Origin of the sequence: Streptococcus sp. M143 (assembly GCF_000162495.1) — a bacterium.
Taxonomy (GTDB): domain Bacteria; phylum Bacillota; class Bacilli; order Lactobacillales; family Streptococcaceae; genus Streptococcus; species Streptococcus dentisani.
Map to the genome: position 1 here is coordinate 83,042 of NZ_GG730097.1, position 15,888 is coordinate 98,929.

Sequence of the window (15,888 nt, forward strand, 5' to 3'; positions counted from 1 at the left end):
GGAGCTTAAAATTCTTTAGAGAGTTTAAAGGGTATTAATATTCATTATAAAATTTTATAGAAATGTTTAATTTTTATTGAAATTATGATAGAATAATACCTATAAAAATTTTAAGGAGATTATTATGAAAACAAATACACTTGCTCGTGTTAACGCTATTTTTGGTCTTATTTCAGGAATTGTATTGCTTTTAGCGCCAGTCATCATGTTTATGATGGCTGTTGGAGCTGCTGCAGCGACTGAAGACGCAGATGTAACAGTTGGGACATTGACAGGGCTCTCAATTATTTTGTCATTGGTTAAAATTGCTGTTTTAGTATTGGGAATTGTGGCTATAGTTTATTATAAAGATGATGAACGTGTTACGAATGCACCTTCTGTTTTGCTCATTGTAGGTGGTGCGGTCGGCTTGATTCCATTTTTAGGATGGGTAGGTGGAATTCTAACCATTATTGGTGGTTCACTCTACTTTGGAACATTGAAAAAATTTGTAATTGAAGAGTAGTAGTTTTTTAATTATTTAGGAGAGACTGCTTCATTTTCTGTTGAGAACAATTATGATAATATAATAAAGAGAAGGCTGAGAGGCTCTTCTCTTTTTCGTTGATTTTCACTAGCTTTTTTGTGAAAAATTGTGTAAAATGGAATAGATAAACGAGGGCAACCTCGAAAAATAAAAGGAGAATCCATCTAATGGTAAAATTGGTTTTTGCTCGCCACGGTGAGTCTGAATGGAACAAAGCTAACCTTTTCACTGGTTGGGCTGATGTTGATTTGTCTGATAAAGGAACACAACAAGCGATTGACGCTGGTAAATTGATCAAAGAAGCTGGTATCGAATTTGACCAAGCTTACACTTCAGTATTGAAACGTGCGATCAAAACAACAAACTTGGCTCTTGAAGCTGCTGACCAACTTTGGGTTCCAGTTGAAAAATCATGGCGCTTAAACGAACGTCACTACGGTGGTTTGACTGGTAAAAACAAGGCTGAAGCTGCTGAACAATTTGGTGATGAGCAAGTTCACATCTGGCGTCGTTCATACGATGTATTGCCTCCAAACATGGACCGTGATGATGAGCACTCAGCTCACACTGACCGTCGTTACGCTTCACTTGACGACTCAGTTATCCCAGATGCTGAAAACTTGAAAGTGACTTTGGAACGTGCCCTTCCATTCTGGGAAGACAAAATCGCTCCAGCACTTAAAGATGGTAAAAACGTATTCGTAGGAGCTCACGGTAACTCAATCCGTGCCCTTGTAAAACACATCAAACGCTTGTCAGACGACGAAATCATGGACGTGGAAATCCCTAACTTCCCACCATTGGTATTCGAATTTGACGAAAAATTGAACGTAGTTTCTGAATACTACCTTGGAAAATAATCTATAAACAGAAAGCCTAGATTACTAGGCTTTTTTGTTTTTGCTTCTAGTTTCCAACTAGTTGAAAAAGCGTTATAATGATAGTAAAGAGTGACTTAATTGTAAGAAAGAGAGAAGGACGATGGCTTATATTGAAATGAAACACAGCTACAAGCGTTACCAGGTTGGGGATACGGAGATTGTGGCTAATCGAGATGTGAATTTTGAAATTGAAAAGGGGGAGCTGGTTATCATACTTGGTGCTTCAGGTGCGGGAAAATCAACCGTTCTCAATCTCCTAGGAGGTATGGATACCAATGATGAGGGGGAGATTTGGATTGATGGTGCCAATATTGCCAACTATAGTTCGCACCAACGAACAAACTATCGTCGTGAAGATGTGGGCTTTGTTTTTCAGTTTTACAATCTAGTCTCCAATCTGACAGCCAAGGAAAATGTGGAACTGGCTTCAGAAATCGTGACAGATGCCTTGGATCCAGAGCAAGTGCTCAAAGACGTAGGGCTAGGTCATCGCCTCAATAACTTTCCAGCCCAGCTTTCTGGAGGGGAGCAACAGCGAGTCTCCATTGCACGCGCTGTAGCCAAAAATCCTAAAATTCTCCTCTGTGATGAACCGACAGGTGCCTTGGATTACCAGACGGGGAAGCAAGTCTTGAAGATTCTCCAAGACATGTCTCGTCAAAAAGGAGCGACGGTGATTATCGTGACCCACAATGGCGCGCTAGCCCCTATTGCAGATCGGGTGATTCACATGCGCGATGCCACGGTTAAGAGTATGACGATCAATGAGCATCCGCAGGATATCGATACATTGGAGTATTAGCATGAAAAAAACATACCGAAAAGACTTGCTCCAGTCAGTGACGACTTCAAAAGGACGCTTTGTTTCTATCTTGACCTTGATGATGCTGGGTTCTTTAGCTCTAGTTGGCCTCAAAGTGGCCAGTCCAAACATGGAACGTACGGCAGAAGATTATCTCCGTAAAGCCAATACTCTGGATCTGGCCGTGATAGCAGATTATGGCTTGGACAAAGAAGACCAAGACGAACTAAAGACACTTCAAAGAGCAAGTGTTGAGTTTGGCTATATGGCAGACCTAACCGTTGAAAATAGTGAAGAAGCGGTTCGACTTTATTCCAAACCAGAGAGCATTTCAACCTTCCAACTGACAGAAGGGCTACTGCCAGGGGCTGATGGGGAAATTGCCTTGGCTGATTTCTGGAAAGACCGCTATCAGATTGGGCAGACCATTATCTTTACTAAGAAAGAAGAAAAGTCCGTCGTAAAATCCCAAACTTTCACAATTACTGGATTTGTTCAGTCGGGTGAGATCCTTTCTCAAAAAGACTTAGGGAGTTCTAGCAGTGGAAATGGAAGCTTGGCTGGCTATGGAGTGATTTTACCCAGTCAGTTTGACTCAGATGTCTATAGTATCGCGCGTGTGCGCTATGACGATTTAAAAAATCTGGATGCTTTTTCATCAAACTATAAGACCAAACGATCCCAACATCAGGAAGAGTTGCAAGACTTGCTGGAAGATAATGGTCAAAAAAGATTGGCAAGTATCAAAGCAAATGGGCAGAAGAGCCTGAAAGATGGGAAAGAACAGCTCCAAACTGCTGAAAGCAACCTTGAAAATGGCAAGAGTCAGTTAGAACAGGCTGAAAGTCGATTAAAAACTCAAGAAGAACAAGTGACCGCTTTACCAGAACCGCAAAAGAGCCAAACCAAGGGACAGCTGACAAAAGCTAAGGAAGAATTGGCGACTAAAAAAGAAAAACTGGCTCAGACGGAGAGTGATCTATCTAAGGAAAAAGAGAAACTTGAACAGCGTCAGAAAGAGCTTGATGAACTGGCAGAGCCGACTTACCACGTATACAACCGCCAAACCATGCCAGGTGGACAAGGTTATCTCATGTATAGTAACGCTTCAGCCAGTATTCGTTCTGTCGGAAATATCTTTCCAGTGGTGCTTTATATGGTCGCTGCAATGGTGACCTTTACAACGATGACTCGCTTTGTGGACGAAGAGCGTACCAATGCTGGTATTTTCAAGGCCCTAGGTTACCGTAACCGAGATATAGTTGCCAAGTTTGTCCTCTATGGTTTTCTTGCAGGAACTGTGGGAACCATTATAGGAACACTTCTTGGACATTATCTCCTTGCCGGCGTGATTTCGGATGTTATAACAGCTGGGATGGTTGTTGGAAAAAGTCAGGAGTATTTTTACTGGTCTTATAGCCTTCTTGCCCTAGCCTTAAGTTGGGTATCCAGCGTTTTGCCAGCTTATCTGGTAGCGCGAAGGGAGTTGCACGATGAAGCAGCCCAACTTTTGCTTCCCAAACCTCCCGTTAAAGGATCAAAGATTTTGATGGAACGGTTGAGCTTTATATGGAGTCATTTGAGCTTTACTCATAAGGTTACGGCAAGAAATATCTTTCGTTATAAGCAACGAATGTTGATGACCATTTTTGGAGTTGCAGGTTCGGTTGCTCTCTTATTTGCTGGTCTTGGCATTCAGTCATCTGTGGGAGGAGTTTCCGAGCGCCAATTTGAACAAATCCAGCAATACCAGATGATTGTAGCGGAAAAGAGCAGTGCAACGGAACAAGAAAAGGCCGATTTAGAAAGTGCCTTGCAAGCTGAACCTATCCATGCTTATCAAAAGATTTACTCTAAATCCATTGAAAAAGATTTTAAAGGGAAAGCAGGACTTCAAAACATCACCATGATGGTTACTAGTGGTGAAGACTTCAAACCCTTTATCGCATTAGAGGAAAATAGGCGAGAGTTGCAGGTCACTGATGGAGCGGTCGTGAGTCAAAAATTAGCCCAACTAGCAGGTGTTACGATTGGAGACAAGCTGGAGTTTGATGGGAAGGAAATCAAGGTCGCGGCTATTTCTGAAAACTATGTTGGACACTTTGTTTATCTCAACAGAGCGACTTACGAACAAGTCTACGGCACCAGCCCGCAAGACAATACCTACCTAGTAAAATTAAAAGAGCCGACACCTTCCAATACGGAGAAAGAAGCTGCTACCTTTATGGAAAAAGCAGCTGTTTCTGGGGTAGTCCAAAATGCGACGGCCATCCATCTCTTTGAATCCGTGGCTAGTTCGCTCAATAAAACCATGGCAATCCTTGTCCTTGTTTCCGTCTTACTAGCCATTGTCATTCTTTACAATCTTACCAATATCAATGTGTCAGAACGTATCCGCGAACTTTCGACTATCAAGGTTCTCGGTTTCCACAATAAAGAAGTGACCCTCTATATCTACCGCGAGACCATAGTGCTATCCCTTGTGGGGATTGTTCTCGGTTTGGTAGCTGGCTACTATTTACATCAATTTTTGATACAAATGATTTCACCTGCCACCATACTTTTTTATCCACGAGTCAGCTGGGAAGTCTATGCTCTTCCAATCGTCACAGTGACTGTAATCATAGCCTTACTGGGCCTCTTTGTCAATCACCACTTGAGAAAGGTGGATATGCTTGAAGCCCTGAAATCAGTAGAGTAATTCAAGGTTTTAAACAGTAAATCAGTTGACAAAGTCTCTGCTTCTTGGTAGAATAAGAACTGTCGTAAAGACAAATAACTTCTTCTTGGTTACAGGCATGCCAACCTGTCACTCGGATGAAGCCAAATAAAAAGGAGAAACATCATGGCAATCTCAAAAGAGAAAAAAAATGAAATCATCGCACAATATGCACGTCACGAAGGTGATACAGGTTCAGTAGAGGTTCAAGTTGCTGTCCTTACTTGGGAAATCAACCACCTTAACGAACACATCAAACAACACAAAAAAGACCACGCTACTTACCGTGGATTGATGAAGAAAATCGGTCGCCGTCGTAACTTGCTTGCATACTTGCGTAAAAACGACGTTAACCGTTACCGTGAGTTAATCAACTCTCTAGGACTTCGTCGTTAATCTTGCGTCTAAAACGTTTCTATACTTCGTTGCCTTCGCCTCGATGTACCATCAGTACAATCTTCGGCTTGTCGCCTAGTCTATAAACGTTTTATCCAGCAAGAATAAAGCTCTCTGATTTCAGAGGGCTTTTTATGTTGTCACCTTATCTCGATATACTCAAGTATAATCTTTGGTTACGGTTCCTAGCACTGTAAGGTAAAATAAACCAGATCATCTCCCTTCGGGGAGATTTTTTTGTTTTACTAACATTTTTGTACAATCTTCGCCTCGTCGCCTAGTCTATAAACGTTTTATCCAGCAAGAATCATGATGCTAAGGGCGTTAAAAATCCGTATGAAAATAGGGAAAGGAAACAGTGTTCGATGAACATAAGGAGTTTTATCTTTTTCACTAGGATTTTAGCCCGAGCTCAAATCAGCTCTCTGATATTCAGAGGGCTTTTTTATTGAGGTTTTATCGGTCACAATTTTGGAGACTACAAAAACCTCAAATAGTATCAGCTAGTTACACCATAAAGGTGCGCATCTACTCGGCTTGAAAAGTCGAGTAGATGTCTGCAAGCCCCCTCGGAGAGCCCACACTTTACGAAGTAAAGTATAGTATGTTATACTTTACATGGAAGTAGTCACCGAATTTCAGTTAGAAATTACTTTATAACTACGTTTTGAGGAGGAGTAAAATGCTTTCCTACGTTCGACATTACCCACTAGCGATAGCTAAATTAATGTGTCTGTGCTCTCCTAAAATCTGCTGATTTATTACTGACTAATACAGGAGGCTTTTATGGGACAGACAATCATATCTGCTATTGGTGTTTATATTTCCACCAGTATCGATTATTTAATTATTTTAATTATTTTATTTGCACAGCTATCACAGAATAAACAGAAATGGCATATTTATGCGGGGCAATATCTAGGAACAGGCTTACTTGTAGGGGCGAGTTTAGTTGCTGCTTATGTCGTTAATTTCGTGCCTGAAGAATGGATGGTTGGATTGCTTGGTTTAATCCCTATCTATTTAGGGATTCGCTTTGCAATTGTTGGAGAAGGTGAGGAAGAAGAGGAAGAAATTATTGAAAGATTAGAACAAAGCAAGGCAAATCAACTGTTTTGGACAGTTACATTGCTGACAATTGCGTCTGGCGGAGATAATTTAGGTATCTATATACCTTATTTTGCTTCGTTAGATTGGTCACAGACCCTCGTGGCGTTGCTTGTGTTTGTAATCGGCATAATTATCTTTTGCGAGATTAGTCGGATGTTATCCTCTATTCCGTTAATATTCGAGACAATTGAAAAATACGAGCGAATCATTGTGCCCATAGTATTCATTCTACTTGGACTATACATCATGTATGAAAATGGCACGATAGAGACTTTTCTGATCGTGTAGATTTTTTTGTTTCACTAGGATTTTAGCCCGGGCTCAAATCAAGCTCTCTGATTTCAGAGGGCTTTTTATGTTGTCACCTTACCTCGATATACTCAAGTATAATCTTCGGTTACGGTTCCTAGCACTGTAAGGTAAAATAAACCAGATCATCTCCCTTCGGGGAGATTTTTTTGTTTCACTAACATTTTTGTACAATCTTCGGCTTGTCTATATATGTCTCCATCCTTGTTCATCTAGTAGAAATATGGTATACTTTTTATGAGAATTTTCTAAATTTTTAATTTTGTCTAAGGAGGTTTTCATGCTTTCCAAATTTTCTGGAAGCCGACAAGATTTACAATTTGTGTTACTTTTAGGTGTTTTGCTAGGTATTTTAGGGATTTCACTTTTTCTTGCTGTTTCTATGGGATCCGTAGCGATTGACTTAGGAGATACCTATCGGATCATTTTGAGCAGGTTGGGTTTTCCTCTTGAGATAGGAGAGGTTTCCAAGTCTACTCTTGCCATTGTATGGAATATGAGGTTCCCCCGAGTATTGTTAGGCTTGATAGTAGGGGCTGGTCTTTCTATGTGTGGTAGCGTGATGCAGTCTACAGTGAACAATCCCATCGCAGAGCCTTATGTCTTAGGAATTTCTGCGGGTGCAACTCTAGGGGCAACTTTGAGCATCATTCTTGGTTTAAAATTGGTGATTAGCCTTGGAGCTTTCCTTGGAGCTATTTTGGCAACAATCGCTGTCCTTATCATTGCCTCTATGCAGGGAAGGATGACGACTTCTAGTCTGATTTTATCAGGAACGGTGGTCAACGCTCTCTTTCTAGCCTTTTCCAACTTTATTATCTCAGTTGGGGCTAATGCTGACAGTGTGATGACCATTAAGTTTTGGACTATGGGCTCGCTTGCCGGGACTACCTGGTCTGACTTAGTCCTGCCAACTATAGTAGTAGGAATGGCCTTTCTATTTTTCGCTACTCAGTATCGTGTTTTCAATGCGATGATGATGGGAGATGAGGCTGCTTTAACTTTGGGTATTCCCTTACGCTTTTATTGGTATCTTTATGTGACCATGGTGGCTGTTCTGACAGCAGTCTTAGTAGCAACTTGTGGGATTATTGGATTTGTTGGTCTAATTACTCCTCACTTAGCTCGAGGCTTAGTAGGAACGAATTACAGGAGGCTTTTTCCTGTTGCGACCTTACTGGGTGCTCTCTTTGTCGTCTGGGCAGATGTACTTTCTCGTGTCATCATTCCAAATGCTGAGATGCCAATTGGTATTTTCACAGCCTTGGTAGGTGCTCCCTTTTTTATCTACATTGTTGGAGGTAGGCGAAGGGAGGTGAGGGCCTGATATGGACTTGATTTGTCAGGATGTCCACTTTGGACTAGGAGAGAAAAAAATCCTCAAAGGAGTTTCTCTTAAGGTCGAGGGGCATCAATTTCACACGATACTAGGACCAAATGGAAGTGGAAAAACCAGCTTGCTTAAACTCCTCTATCGTCAGGAAAAGGCAGACAAAGGCTTGATAAGCTTAGATGGAAAGCCACTGGAGCATTGGTCACTCAAAGAAACAGCCAAGCAAATGGCAGTTGTAACCCAGTTTAATCAATTGCAGTTTGATTGTACAGTTGAGGAAATCGTCTTGCTGGGAAGAACTCCCCACCTCTCTTTTTTACAGAAGGAACAGGAAAGAGATTATGCCCTCGTTCAAGATGCTCTCGTCAAGGTGGATATGCTTGAGAAGAAAACTCGTCTCTATTCGTCCCTGTCAGGTGGGGAAAAACAGCGAGTCTTGTTGGCACGCGCCTTGGCGCAAGAACCGACTCTCTTGCTCCTGGACGAACCAACCAATCACCTGGATATCAAGTACCAGTTAGACTTGTTGGCCATTGTGAAGAATCTCAAGGTCAATGTTCTAGCTGTCCTGCATGATATTCAACTTGCTTGTCGCTATTCGGATTATCTCTATCTGATGAAAGAGGGAGAAATCCTTTACCAAGGAACTCCAAAGGAGACCATCACACCTGAGTCATTGCAAACTGTATATGGAGTTCAAAGTCAGGTTACTTGGACCGAGGATCAGCAAGCTATGATTCACTATTTATAAGAAAGAAAAGGAAAACAAAATGAAAAAAACACTCAGCATTTTACTGGTAACAGTAGCTACCCTAACCATGGCAGCTTGTGGCAATACTACTACAGAAAAAGCTACCACACAATCTAGCACAGAAACAAGTCAAAAGGCCAGCGCAGAGACGACTTATCCGTTAACGGTCAAGACCTATGATGCTAAGGGAAATGAAGTCGAACAAGTCTTTGACAAGGCACCTGAAAAAGTTATCACCAACAATCTTTCAACCACTGAAATTTTGTTGGAGTTAGGCTTGAAGGATAAAATTGCTGGCATGCTCAACCCTGACAATGCTGTAACAGGTAAATACAAAGACGCGATTGCGACTATTCCTCAAATTGGCGATAAAAAAACAGTCTCACAAGAGACAGTCCTTTCTTATGAACCAGATGCCGTCATGGGTCGAAACATGATGTTTTCTGAAAAATCCTTGGGAACAGTTAGCACTTGGAATGAAAACAAAATCCCAGTCTATACGCAAAAAGCTTCTCTCTCAACGATTCAGCAAGATTTGGGAAATATTGTAGAAGATGTCAAAAATCTTGGAATGATTTTCAATGTTCAGGACAAGGCCAATGAATACGCAGCCCAATTACAAGCTAAAATTGACGCTGTTAAGAAAGCAAATCCAACAAGCCAAGGTGAAAAGAAAAAGGCTTTGATTATGGTTGCTTATAATGACGAAACCTTCGGTGCATACAAGTCTGCTTTGCAGGAAAGCTTGTTGAATCAACTTGGTTATACCAACGTTGCAACGGGAACATCAGGCTTGACCTTGGAAAATCTCGTGTCAATGGATCCTGAGTTGATTATTTATGTGACCAGCGACCGCAATAAAAAATTGGATGCCAACGCAGTAGAGTTGATGAAGAAAAATGCTGTTTTGGAAAACGTTCCTGCAATTAAGAATCAAAAAATCATGACCATTTCTTACGATGAGTTGATGGACTATGGTCCAGCAGTGATTGATTCCCTTGAGAAAATCAATGACTTTATCAATAAATAATGAGTTTGATTGGGAGGGAATCCAAGTCAAGGTCAGCCTTCCTTCGACTTATGATCCCAATCAAACCTATCCAGCGATTCTCTTGAATGATGGAAACTTGGATTTCCTATCATCCCTTTCAGAATCTGTGATTTTAGTGGGCTTGACCTCTAAAAATCGCCTAGACGACTACACTCCATGGAAGGCATCTGCTCTGAGAGATGGAGCTCAAGATTTTGGCGGTCAGGCAAATGCCTATCATGGTCATTTATTTGGTAGTCTTTTAGACAAGTTGCAGTCGCTTTATCGCCTGGACAAAAATCGCCTTGCTTATGGGGGTTACTCACTAGGTGGTTTGGCGGCTGTATACAGTCTTTTCCATTTTGACAAGGTCTCCTGTATCTTTTCTATCTGCGGTTCCTTTTGGTATCCTGATTTTGTGGCTTACTGCAGGGAAGAAAAGGTGAAAAATTTGGACTGTTTGCTGTATTTACAGAATGGTCAAACAGAAGGAGCCCATCATACCAATCGCTTGGTTCAAGCACCAGTTTATGCTGAGCAGATCCATACCAGTCTTCAGAAACGCTATCCGACCGGTCAGTTTGTCTTTGATCCTTATGGGCATCATGAGCAAGTAGCTGAGCGATTTCTAGCCTTTTCCAGTTGGTTGGCAAAGGAATGGTAGATTGAATAAAGTAAGAGAAGAGACAAGGAAAAAATTAAATTTGAGGAGAAAATTCAGTAAAACTTTCTATAATAAAACGCATAATATGAACTCTCTGAGTTTCTTATATTATGCGTTTTTATGATTTTAGAGTTTCTTTGAATGCAGAAAAATACATGTTCTATAATGAAAAGTGACTGGATTGTCATTGGAAAGGAGCAGACGAGATTTATTAAGAATATTATAGGATTGATGAAATGATAGATATTTGTAGAAAATCACACACTTTAATCTCAGTCATTTTTATATTACTAACACTAGGAATATGTATTTTTGAAGACTGATATTTTTATCATGAATTTATTCTATAAAAGAAAATACTCCTTTATTTCTAAAGAAAGAGGGACAAAATCTTTTTGGGATGATAGAGTAGAATATGAAATTTGCTCTGAATATATTAAAAGAGAAGACCAAGAGGCCCTCTCTCATTGTTAACTATTTTTCTTGTTATAGTTGGCAAAGAATCTAAATGGTGCAAAACTCCTTTCCTCCACCTTCTATATGAAAAGAATCTCTTTAATCTTTTTTCTTAACACCAACAGTCAAACCAGAGGCTACTGCAATTAAGGCAACTCCAAGTACGGATAAATTAGAAGATGCCTTTTCACCAGTTTTGGGTAATTCAGATACTTTATTAGAAAGCGTAGAAGTATGATAAACTGCCTTTGTGCTTCCGATAGGTTTTGGTTTAAGTACGACATGCGCCTCTGTTAAGAAGTCATATTTCTCTGTTACGATGCGGTAAACACGTCCTTCTTGGACAGTCTTAACAACATGATTTGTAAAATCACGATTTAAAAGACTAGAAAATTCTTGATTAATATTAAGATAAAGCCCTTTTGTCCCCTCAACTAAAGGTTTGAAGGTCGATTCTGTGTATCTCATCCCTACAACTGATAGAGAAATATCTGCTGCTTTAAGAGCTTTCAGAGTCTCTTCTACTGTTGGAATGCCTGGGGTACGGAAATCAATACTTTCATCAGTAATTAAGAATGCAAAACGACGATTATTAGAAGCTGTAGACCAATCATAATCTTTTGAGGTTGCAATATGATGTAGAGGGACTGTAGGCTCTTCTGTTCCGCCGTATGTTCGAATAGATCTAAGCGCCTTAATATACTCCTCTACATTCTTAGTGAATTTAGATCCATTAAAATCGAAATATTGAACATTGTCAGCAGCCTCATACGCGATTAAGCCAAGACGAGCATCAACTTTTTTATTAGCCAAATCACGGACAAAGTTCTCGATATTCTGTACAACATTTTGAATAGAAGAATCCATTGAAACTGACTTATCAATAGTAAAGACGATATCTGCAGAACCAGCCGCTTGTTTAGTAATTATTACATCTGCTTCTTTCAAAACTTTTTCAAATGTAGTTTTCTTGATAGTTTGAGTAACATTAGCTACATAGTCATCTGTATTAACGTGATCTGTAACAGTCTTTGTTGTTGTAACAGGTGTCTTTTCTCCAACGGCAGTTCCCTTAGCAGCTAAATGAGTTGTTTCAACACTTACAGAAGTCTCTGCTTTGGCAGTTGCTTCTGTACCAGTTGCGTTTTCTTTAGTATCTACCTTGGCGTCCGTTGAAGTAGTAGTTACTTTAACTATATCACCAGGTTGAGCTTTATCAAGTGGTACTACAGAGACATTAACTTTATCTTGAATCTCCTTAACTGTTTCGGAAATTTGTTGATTAGTTTGAGTAGTTTTAGTGGAAAGTTCATTTGAACCTACTTGAGCAAGATCATTAGCAACTTGACTTGGATTCTTTACCTCATCAGCATCAACTTGCCCCATTGCTGTAAAGGTAGACGCTAGAGCAACCGTCAATAAAACAGACTTGCACTTCCCGAATAAAGAATGTTTATGATTCATTATAAAAATCCTCCCCTTTTTTAATAATATGATATCAAAATCAAAGTAATTTGTCAAAAATTTCTATATAGAATGTAGAGTTTTCTTCTGGTTATACAGGGATAAAGATCATAAAAATGCATAGCAACAAGTGTCCAAAAACATTGATGCTATGCATTTCTTATGGAAAGGCTTGCTGGATTTTCTCTTAAAATCGAGTTTTTGTGTAGCGGTTCTCATTGTCTTAACCAAGAGACTCTCTCTTCTTATCTGGATTCCAGATAAAGCTTGCGATAAAGCTAAAGATAATCGTTAGGATACCAACAATCACAGCAAGGATGAGGGCAGGGATTCGGACAAACCACCAGAGTGGGTTTGGTTTTTTATCATTGTACCATTGCTTGGTTTCCTCGTCCAAACGTTGGAATTCTGCTTGGATACGGTCTGCAACCATTTCGATTCCTTCATCATTCATTTTCTTGATGTCTGAGATATCGATAGGATTTCCAAAGTTCATATCGACACGTTCACGGCTAACCAAGCCCTTCAAGGTCATGGGACCGGTGTAGGCGACAGGCATAATACGAACCTTGGCCATTTTAGCAATCAAGGCTACTCCACCCTTGACATCGTTTGAGTGACGGCTTCCGCTTGGGAACATGATGAGAGAACGGTCGCTTTTTTTGAGGACGTTGATAGGGTACTTGATAGCAGAAGCGCTAGGATTTTCCCGATCAATAGGAAAGGCGCCGCACATACGAATCCACCAGCCAAAGATGCGGTTGTTAAACAGCTCTTTTTTGGCCATAAAGATGAACTGTTTTGGCTTAGTCGCAAAGGCCATATAAACAGGATCCCACCAAGTACGATGAGGAGCAACGAGGATATAGTTTTCGTCGCGGCTAGGGATTTTATCAGTATTGTGATAGTGGGCATTGCCATTGATGGACCACAAGATCAGCATGACCAGTCCACGCAAATAAGTATAAAACATGAGATCTCCTTCGATTGTATTGCTTTTATTATTATACCTTATCAAAAGACTACTGGCAAACTTTTTCAGTTATCAGCCAACAGTTTTTGGATGAGATTAGAATTCTGCTAGAAAAAATGATATGATAGAATTTATGGATAAAAATAAGATAATGGGATTAACCCAAAGAGAAGTCAAGGAAAGACAGGCTCAAGGTTTGGTCAATGACTTTACCGCTTCGGCCAGTACCAGTACTTGGCAAATCGTTAAACGAAATGTCTTTACCCTTTTTAACGCATTAAACTTTGTTATCGCTCTAGCGCTGGCTTTTGTGCAGGCTTGGAGCAATCTGGTTTTCTTTGCCGTTATATGCTTTAACGCTTTTTCTGGAATTGTGACAGAGCTACGGGCCAAACACATGGTGGACAAGCTCAATCTCATGACCAAGGAAAAGGTCAAAACCATCCGTGATGGCCAGGAAGTCGCCCTTAATCCAGAAGAATTGGTCCTAGGAGATGTCATTCGTTTGTCTGCGGGAGAGCAAATCCCTAGTGATGCTCTGGTTCTGGAAGGCTTCGCAGAAGTCAATGAAGCCATGTTGACGGGGGAGAGTGATTTGGTGCAAAAGGAAGTGGATGCTCTGCTTTTATCAGGGAGTTTCCTAGCCAGTGGCGCAGTTTTGGCTCAAGTCCACCATGTCGGAGCAGACAACTATGCTTCCAAACTCATGCTGGAAGCTAAGACAGTGAAACCCATTAACTCCCGTATCATGAAATCGCTTGACAAGCTAGCTGGTTTTACTGGGAAGATTATCATTCCCTTTGGTCTAGCTCTCTTGCTAGAAGCCTTGATGTTAAAAGGCTTGCCCCTCAAGTCATCGGTTGTAAATTCGTCAACAGCCCTTTTGGGAATGTTGCCTAAGGGAATTGCCCTTTTGACCATTACTTCGCTCTTGACTGCGGTGATCAAGCTGGGCTTGAAAAAGGTTTTGGTGCAGGAGATGTACTCTGTTGAGACCTTGGCGCGCGTGGATATGCTCTGTCTGGACAAGACGGGCACCATAACCCAAGGAAAGATGCAGGTGGAGGCTGTTCTTCCTCTGACGGAAACTTATGGTGAAGAGACTATTGCCAGTATTCTAACTAGCTACATCGCTCTTAGTGAGGATAAAAATCCAACGGCCCAAGCCATTCGCCAGCGTTTCCAAGGTCAGGTTTCCTATCCTATGCTTTCGAATCTTCCTTTCTCAAGCGACCGTAAGTGGGGAGCTATGGAGTTAGAAGGTCTGGGGACGGTTTTTTTAGGGGCACCTGAGATGTTGTTGGACTCTGAAGTCCCTGAAGCCAGAGAGGCCTTGGAGAGAGGCTCGCGCCTCTTGGTCTTGGCACTCAGTCAGGAAAAACTAGACCATCACAAACCACAGAAACCGTCTGACATTCAAGCCCTGGCCCTGCTGGAGATCTTGGACCCCATTCGAGAAGGAGCAGCCGAGACGCTGGACTATCTCCGTTCTCAGGAAGTGGGCCTCAAGATTATCTCTGGCGACAATCCAGTTACGGTTTCCAGCATTGCCCAGAAGGCTGGTTTTGCAGACTATCACAGCTATGTAGATTGTTCAAAAATCACGGATGAGGAATTGATTGCCATGGCTGAAGAGACAGCTATTTTCGGACGTGTTTCCCCTCATCAAAAGAAACTCATCATCCAAACCCTGAAAAAAGCAGGGCATACAACGGCCATGACAGGGGATGGAGTCAATGATATCCTGGCCCTTCGTGAGGCGGATTGTTCGATCGTAATGGCTGAAGGGGATCCGGCGACTCGTCAGATTGCCAATCTAGTTCTCTTGAACTCAGACTTTAATGATGTTCCTGAGATTCTCTTTGAAGGTCGTCGTGTGGTTAATAACATCGCCCACATCGCACCGATTTTCTTGATTAAAACGATTTATTCCTTTTTGCTTGCGGTGATTTGTATTGCTAGTGTTTTACTAGGGCGGTCTGAGTGGATTTTGATTTTCCCCTTCATTCCAATCCAGATTACCATGATTGACCAATTTGTGGAAGGTTTCCCGCCATTTGTTCTGACTTTTGAGCGAAATATCAAACCTGTTGAGCCAAATTTCCTCAGAAGATCCATGCTTCGTGCCCTACCAAGTGCACTTATGGTCGTCTTCAGCGTTCTCTTTGTGAAACTATTTGGAGCGAGTCAAGGTTGGTCTGAGTTAGAAATCTCAACCCTCCTCTATTATCTCCTTGGGTCTATCGGTTTCTTATCCGTATTTAGAGCCTGCATGCCATTTACCCTCTGGCGTGTCCTCTTGATTGTCTGGTCAGTAGGAGGCTTCCTAGCCACAGCCCTCTTCCCAATGATTCAAAAGCTACTTGAAATTTCGGCCTTAACTGGACAAACGTTACCTGTTTATGGGGCCATGATGCTGGTATTTACGGTGATTTTCATTCTAACCAGTCGTTACCAAGCGAAAAAATAAAGAA

Annotated in this window: 13 protein-coding genes; 11 read left to right on the forward strand and 2 right to left on the reverse strand. The window is 41.2% G+C overall.

What is annotated here, in order from left to right; translation table 11 throughout:
- Positions 1–124: 124 nt before the first annotated feature.
- The 10 genes from HMPREF0850_RS07050 (at position 125) to HMPREF0850_RS07095 (ending at position 10,521) form a co-directional block, all read left to right on the forward strand.
- Positions 125–505: a hypothetical protein gene (locus tag HMPREF0850_RS07050; protein ID WP_000856381.1), complete on the forward strand. Its 381-nt coding sequence runs from the start codon at positions 125–127 to the stop codon at positions 503–505.
- Positions 506–693: 188 nt separating this feature from the next.
- Positions 694–1,386, forward strand: coding sequence for a phosphoglycerate mutase (locus tag HMPREF0850_RS07055; RefSeq protein WP_000240121.1), 693 nt, complete (start codon positions 694–696; stop codon positions 1,384–1,386).
- 121 nt (positions 1,387–1,507) lie between these two features.
- Positions 1,508–2,209: an ABC transporter ATP-binding protein gene (locus tag HMPREF0850_RS07060; RefSeq protein WP_000323387.1), complete on the forward strand. Its 702-nt coding sequence runs from the start codon at positions 1,508–1,510 to the stop codon at positions 2,207–2,209.
- Positions 2,205–4,910 carry an ABC transporter permease gene (locus tag HMPREF0850_RS07065; RefSeq protein WP_162832805.1) on the forward strand — a complete coding sequence of 902 codons (2,706 nt, stop codon included), beginning with the start codon at positions 2,205–2,207 and terminating at the stop codon, positions 4,908–4,910. Before HMPREF0850_RS07060 ends, HMPREF0850_RS07065 begins: the two co-directional genes overlap by 5 nt.
- Before the next feature lie 144 nt (positions 4,911–5,054).
- Positions 5,055–5,324, forward strand: a complete 270-nt coding sequence (gene rpsO / locus HMPREF0850_RS07070; protein WP_001018251.1) for a 30S ribosomal protein S15 — start codon at positions 5,055–5,057, stop codon at positions 5,322–5,324.
- A gap of 786 nt (positions 5,325–6,110) precedes the next feature.
- Positions 6,111–6,722 (forward strand): CadD family cadmium resistance transporter, encoded by a 612-nt coding sequence (locus tag HMPREF0850_RS07075; protein WP_000531728.1) that lies wholly within the window; start codon positions 6,111–6,113, stop codon positions 6,720–6,722.
- A gap of 301 nt (positions 6,723–7,023) precedes the next feature.
- Complete coding sequence (locus HMPREF0850_RS07080; RefSeq protein WP_000949306.1) at positions 7,024–8,070, forward strand: FecCD family ABC transporter permease; 1,047 nt, start codon at positions 7,024–7,026, stop codon at positions 8,068–8,070.
- Between the two features lies 1 nt (position 8,071).
- Entirely contained in the window at positions 8,072–8,827 is a 756-nt protein-coding gene (locus HMPREF0850_RS07085; RefSeq protein ID WP_000364121.1) for an ABC transporter ATP-binding protein, read from the forward strand.
- 19 nt (positions 8,828–8,846) lie between these two features.
- On the forward strand, positions 8,847–9,857 hold the full coding sequence (locus HMPREF0850_RS07090) for an ABC transporter substrate-binding protein (protein WP_000753252.1): 1,011 nt from the start codon (positions 8,847–8,849) through the stop codon (positions 9,855–9,857).
- Positions 9,838–10,521 carry an alpha/beta hydrolase-fold protein gene (locus HMPREF0850_RS07095; protein WP_000175779.1) on the forward strand — a complete coding sequence of 228 codons (684 nt, stop codon included), beginning with the start codon at positions 9,838–9,840 and terminating at the stop codon, positions 10,519–10,521. The genes HMPREF0850_RS07090 and HMPREF0850_RS07095 overlap by 20 nt, the downstream gene beginning before the upstream one ends.
- Before the next feature lie 555 nt (positions 10,522–11,076).
- Here the strand turns inward: HMPREF0850_RS07095 and HMPREF0850_RS07100 are convergent.
- A complete protein-coding gene (locus HMPREF0850_RS07100; RefSeq protein WP_001015739.1) occupies positions 11,077–12,441 on the reverse strand; it encodes an LPXTG cell wall anchor domain-containing protein in 1,365 nt (454 codons plus the stop codon).
- Positions 12,442–12,664: 223 nt separating this feature from the next.
- Positions 12,665–13,414 carry a lysophospholipid acyltransferase family protein gene (locus HMPREF0850_RS07105; protein ID WP_000500185.1) on the reverse strand — a complete coding sequence of 250 codons (750 nt, stop codon included), beginning with the start codon at positions 13,412–13,414 and terminating at the stop codon, positions 12,665–12,667.
- A gap of 133 nt (positions 13,415–13,547) precedes the next feature.
- Here HMPREF0850_RS07105 and HMPREF0850_RS07110 point away from each other — a divergent pair, with 133 nt between their 5' ends.
- Complete coding sequence (locus tag HMPREF0850_RS07110; RefSeq protein ID WP_009013926.1) at positions 13,548–15,884, forward strand: cation-translocating P-type ATPase; 2,337 nt, start codon at positions 13,548–13,550, stop codon at positions 15,882–15,884.
- Positions 15,885–15,888 lie beyond the last annotated feature (4 nt).

Coding starts and splice junctions, on each gene's coding strand:
- HMPREF0850_RS07080 (WP_000949306.1), top strand. CDS start 7,024: ATGCTTTCCAAATTTTCTGGAAGCCGACAAGATTTACAATTTGTGTTA.
- HMPREF0850_RS07100 (WP_001015739.1), bottom strand. CDS start 12,441: ATGAATCATAAACATTCTTTATTCGGGAAGTGCAAGTCTGTTTTATTG.
- HMPREF0850_RS07060 (WP_000323387.1), top strand. CDS start 1,508: ATGGCTTATATTGAAATGAAACACAGCTACAAGCGTTACCAGGTTGGG.
- HMPREF0850_RS07105 (WP_000500185.1), bottom strand. CDS start 13,414: ATGTTTTATACTTATTTGCGTGGACTGGTCATGCTGATCTTGTGGTCC.
- HMPREF0850_RS07110 (WP_009013926.1), top strand. CDS start 13,548: ATGGATAAAAATAAGATAATGGGATTAACCCAAAGAGAAGTCAAGGAA.
- HMPREF0850_RS07075 (WP_000531728.1), top strand. CDS start 6,111: ATGGGACAGACAATCATATCTGCTATTGGTGTTTATATTTCCACCAGT.
- HMPREF0850_RS07095 (WP_000175779.1), top strand. CDS start 9,838: ATGACTTTATCAATAAATAATGAGTTTGATTGGGAGGGAATCCAAGTC.
- HMPREF0850_RS07055 (WP_000240121.1), top strand. CDS start 694: ATGGTAAAATTGGTTTTTGCTCGCCACGGTGAGTCTGAATGGAACAAA.
- HMPREF0850_RS07090 (WP_000753252.1), top strand. CDS start 8,847: ATGAAAAAAACACTCAGCATTTTACTGGTAACAGTAGCTACCCTAACC.
- HMPREF0850_RS07085 (WP_000364121.1), top strand. CDS start 8,072: ATGGACTTGATTTGTCAGGATGTCCACTTTGGACTAGGAGAGAAAAAA.
- rpsO (WP_001018251.1), top strand. CDS start 5,055: ATGGCAATCTCAAAAGAGAAAAAAAATGAAATCATCGCACAATATGCA.
- HMPREF0850_RS07050 (WP_000856381.1), top strand. CDS start 125: ATGAAAACAAATACACTTGCTCGTGTTAACGCTATTTTTGGTCTTATT.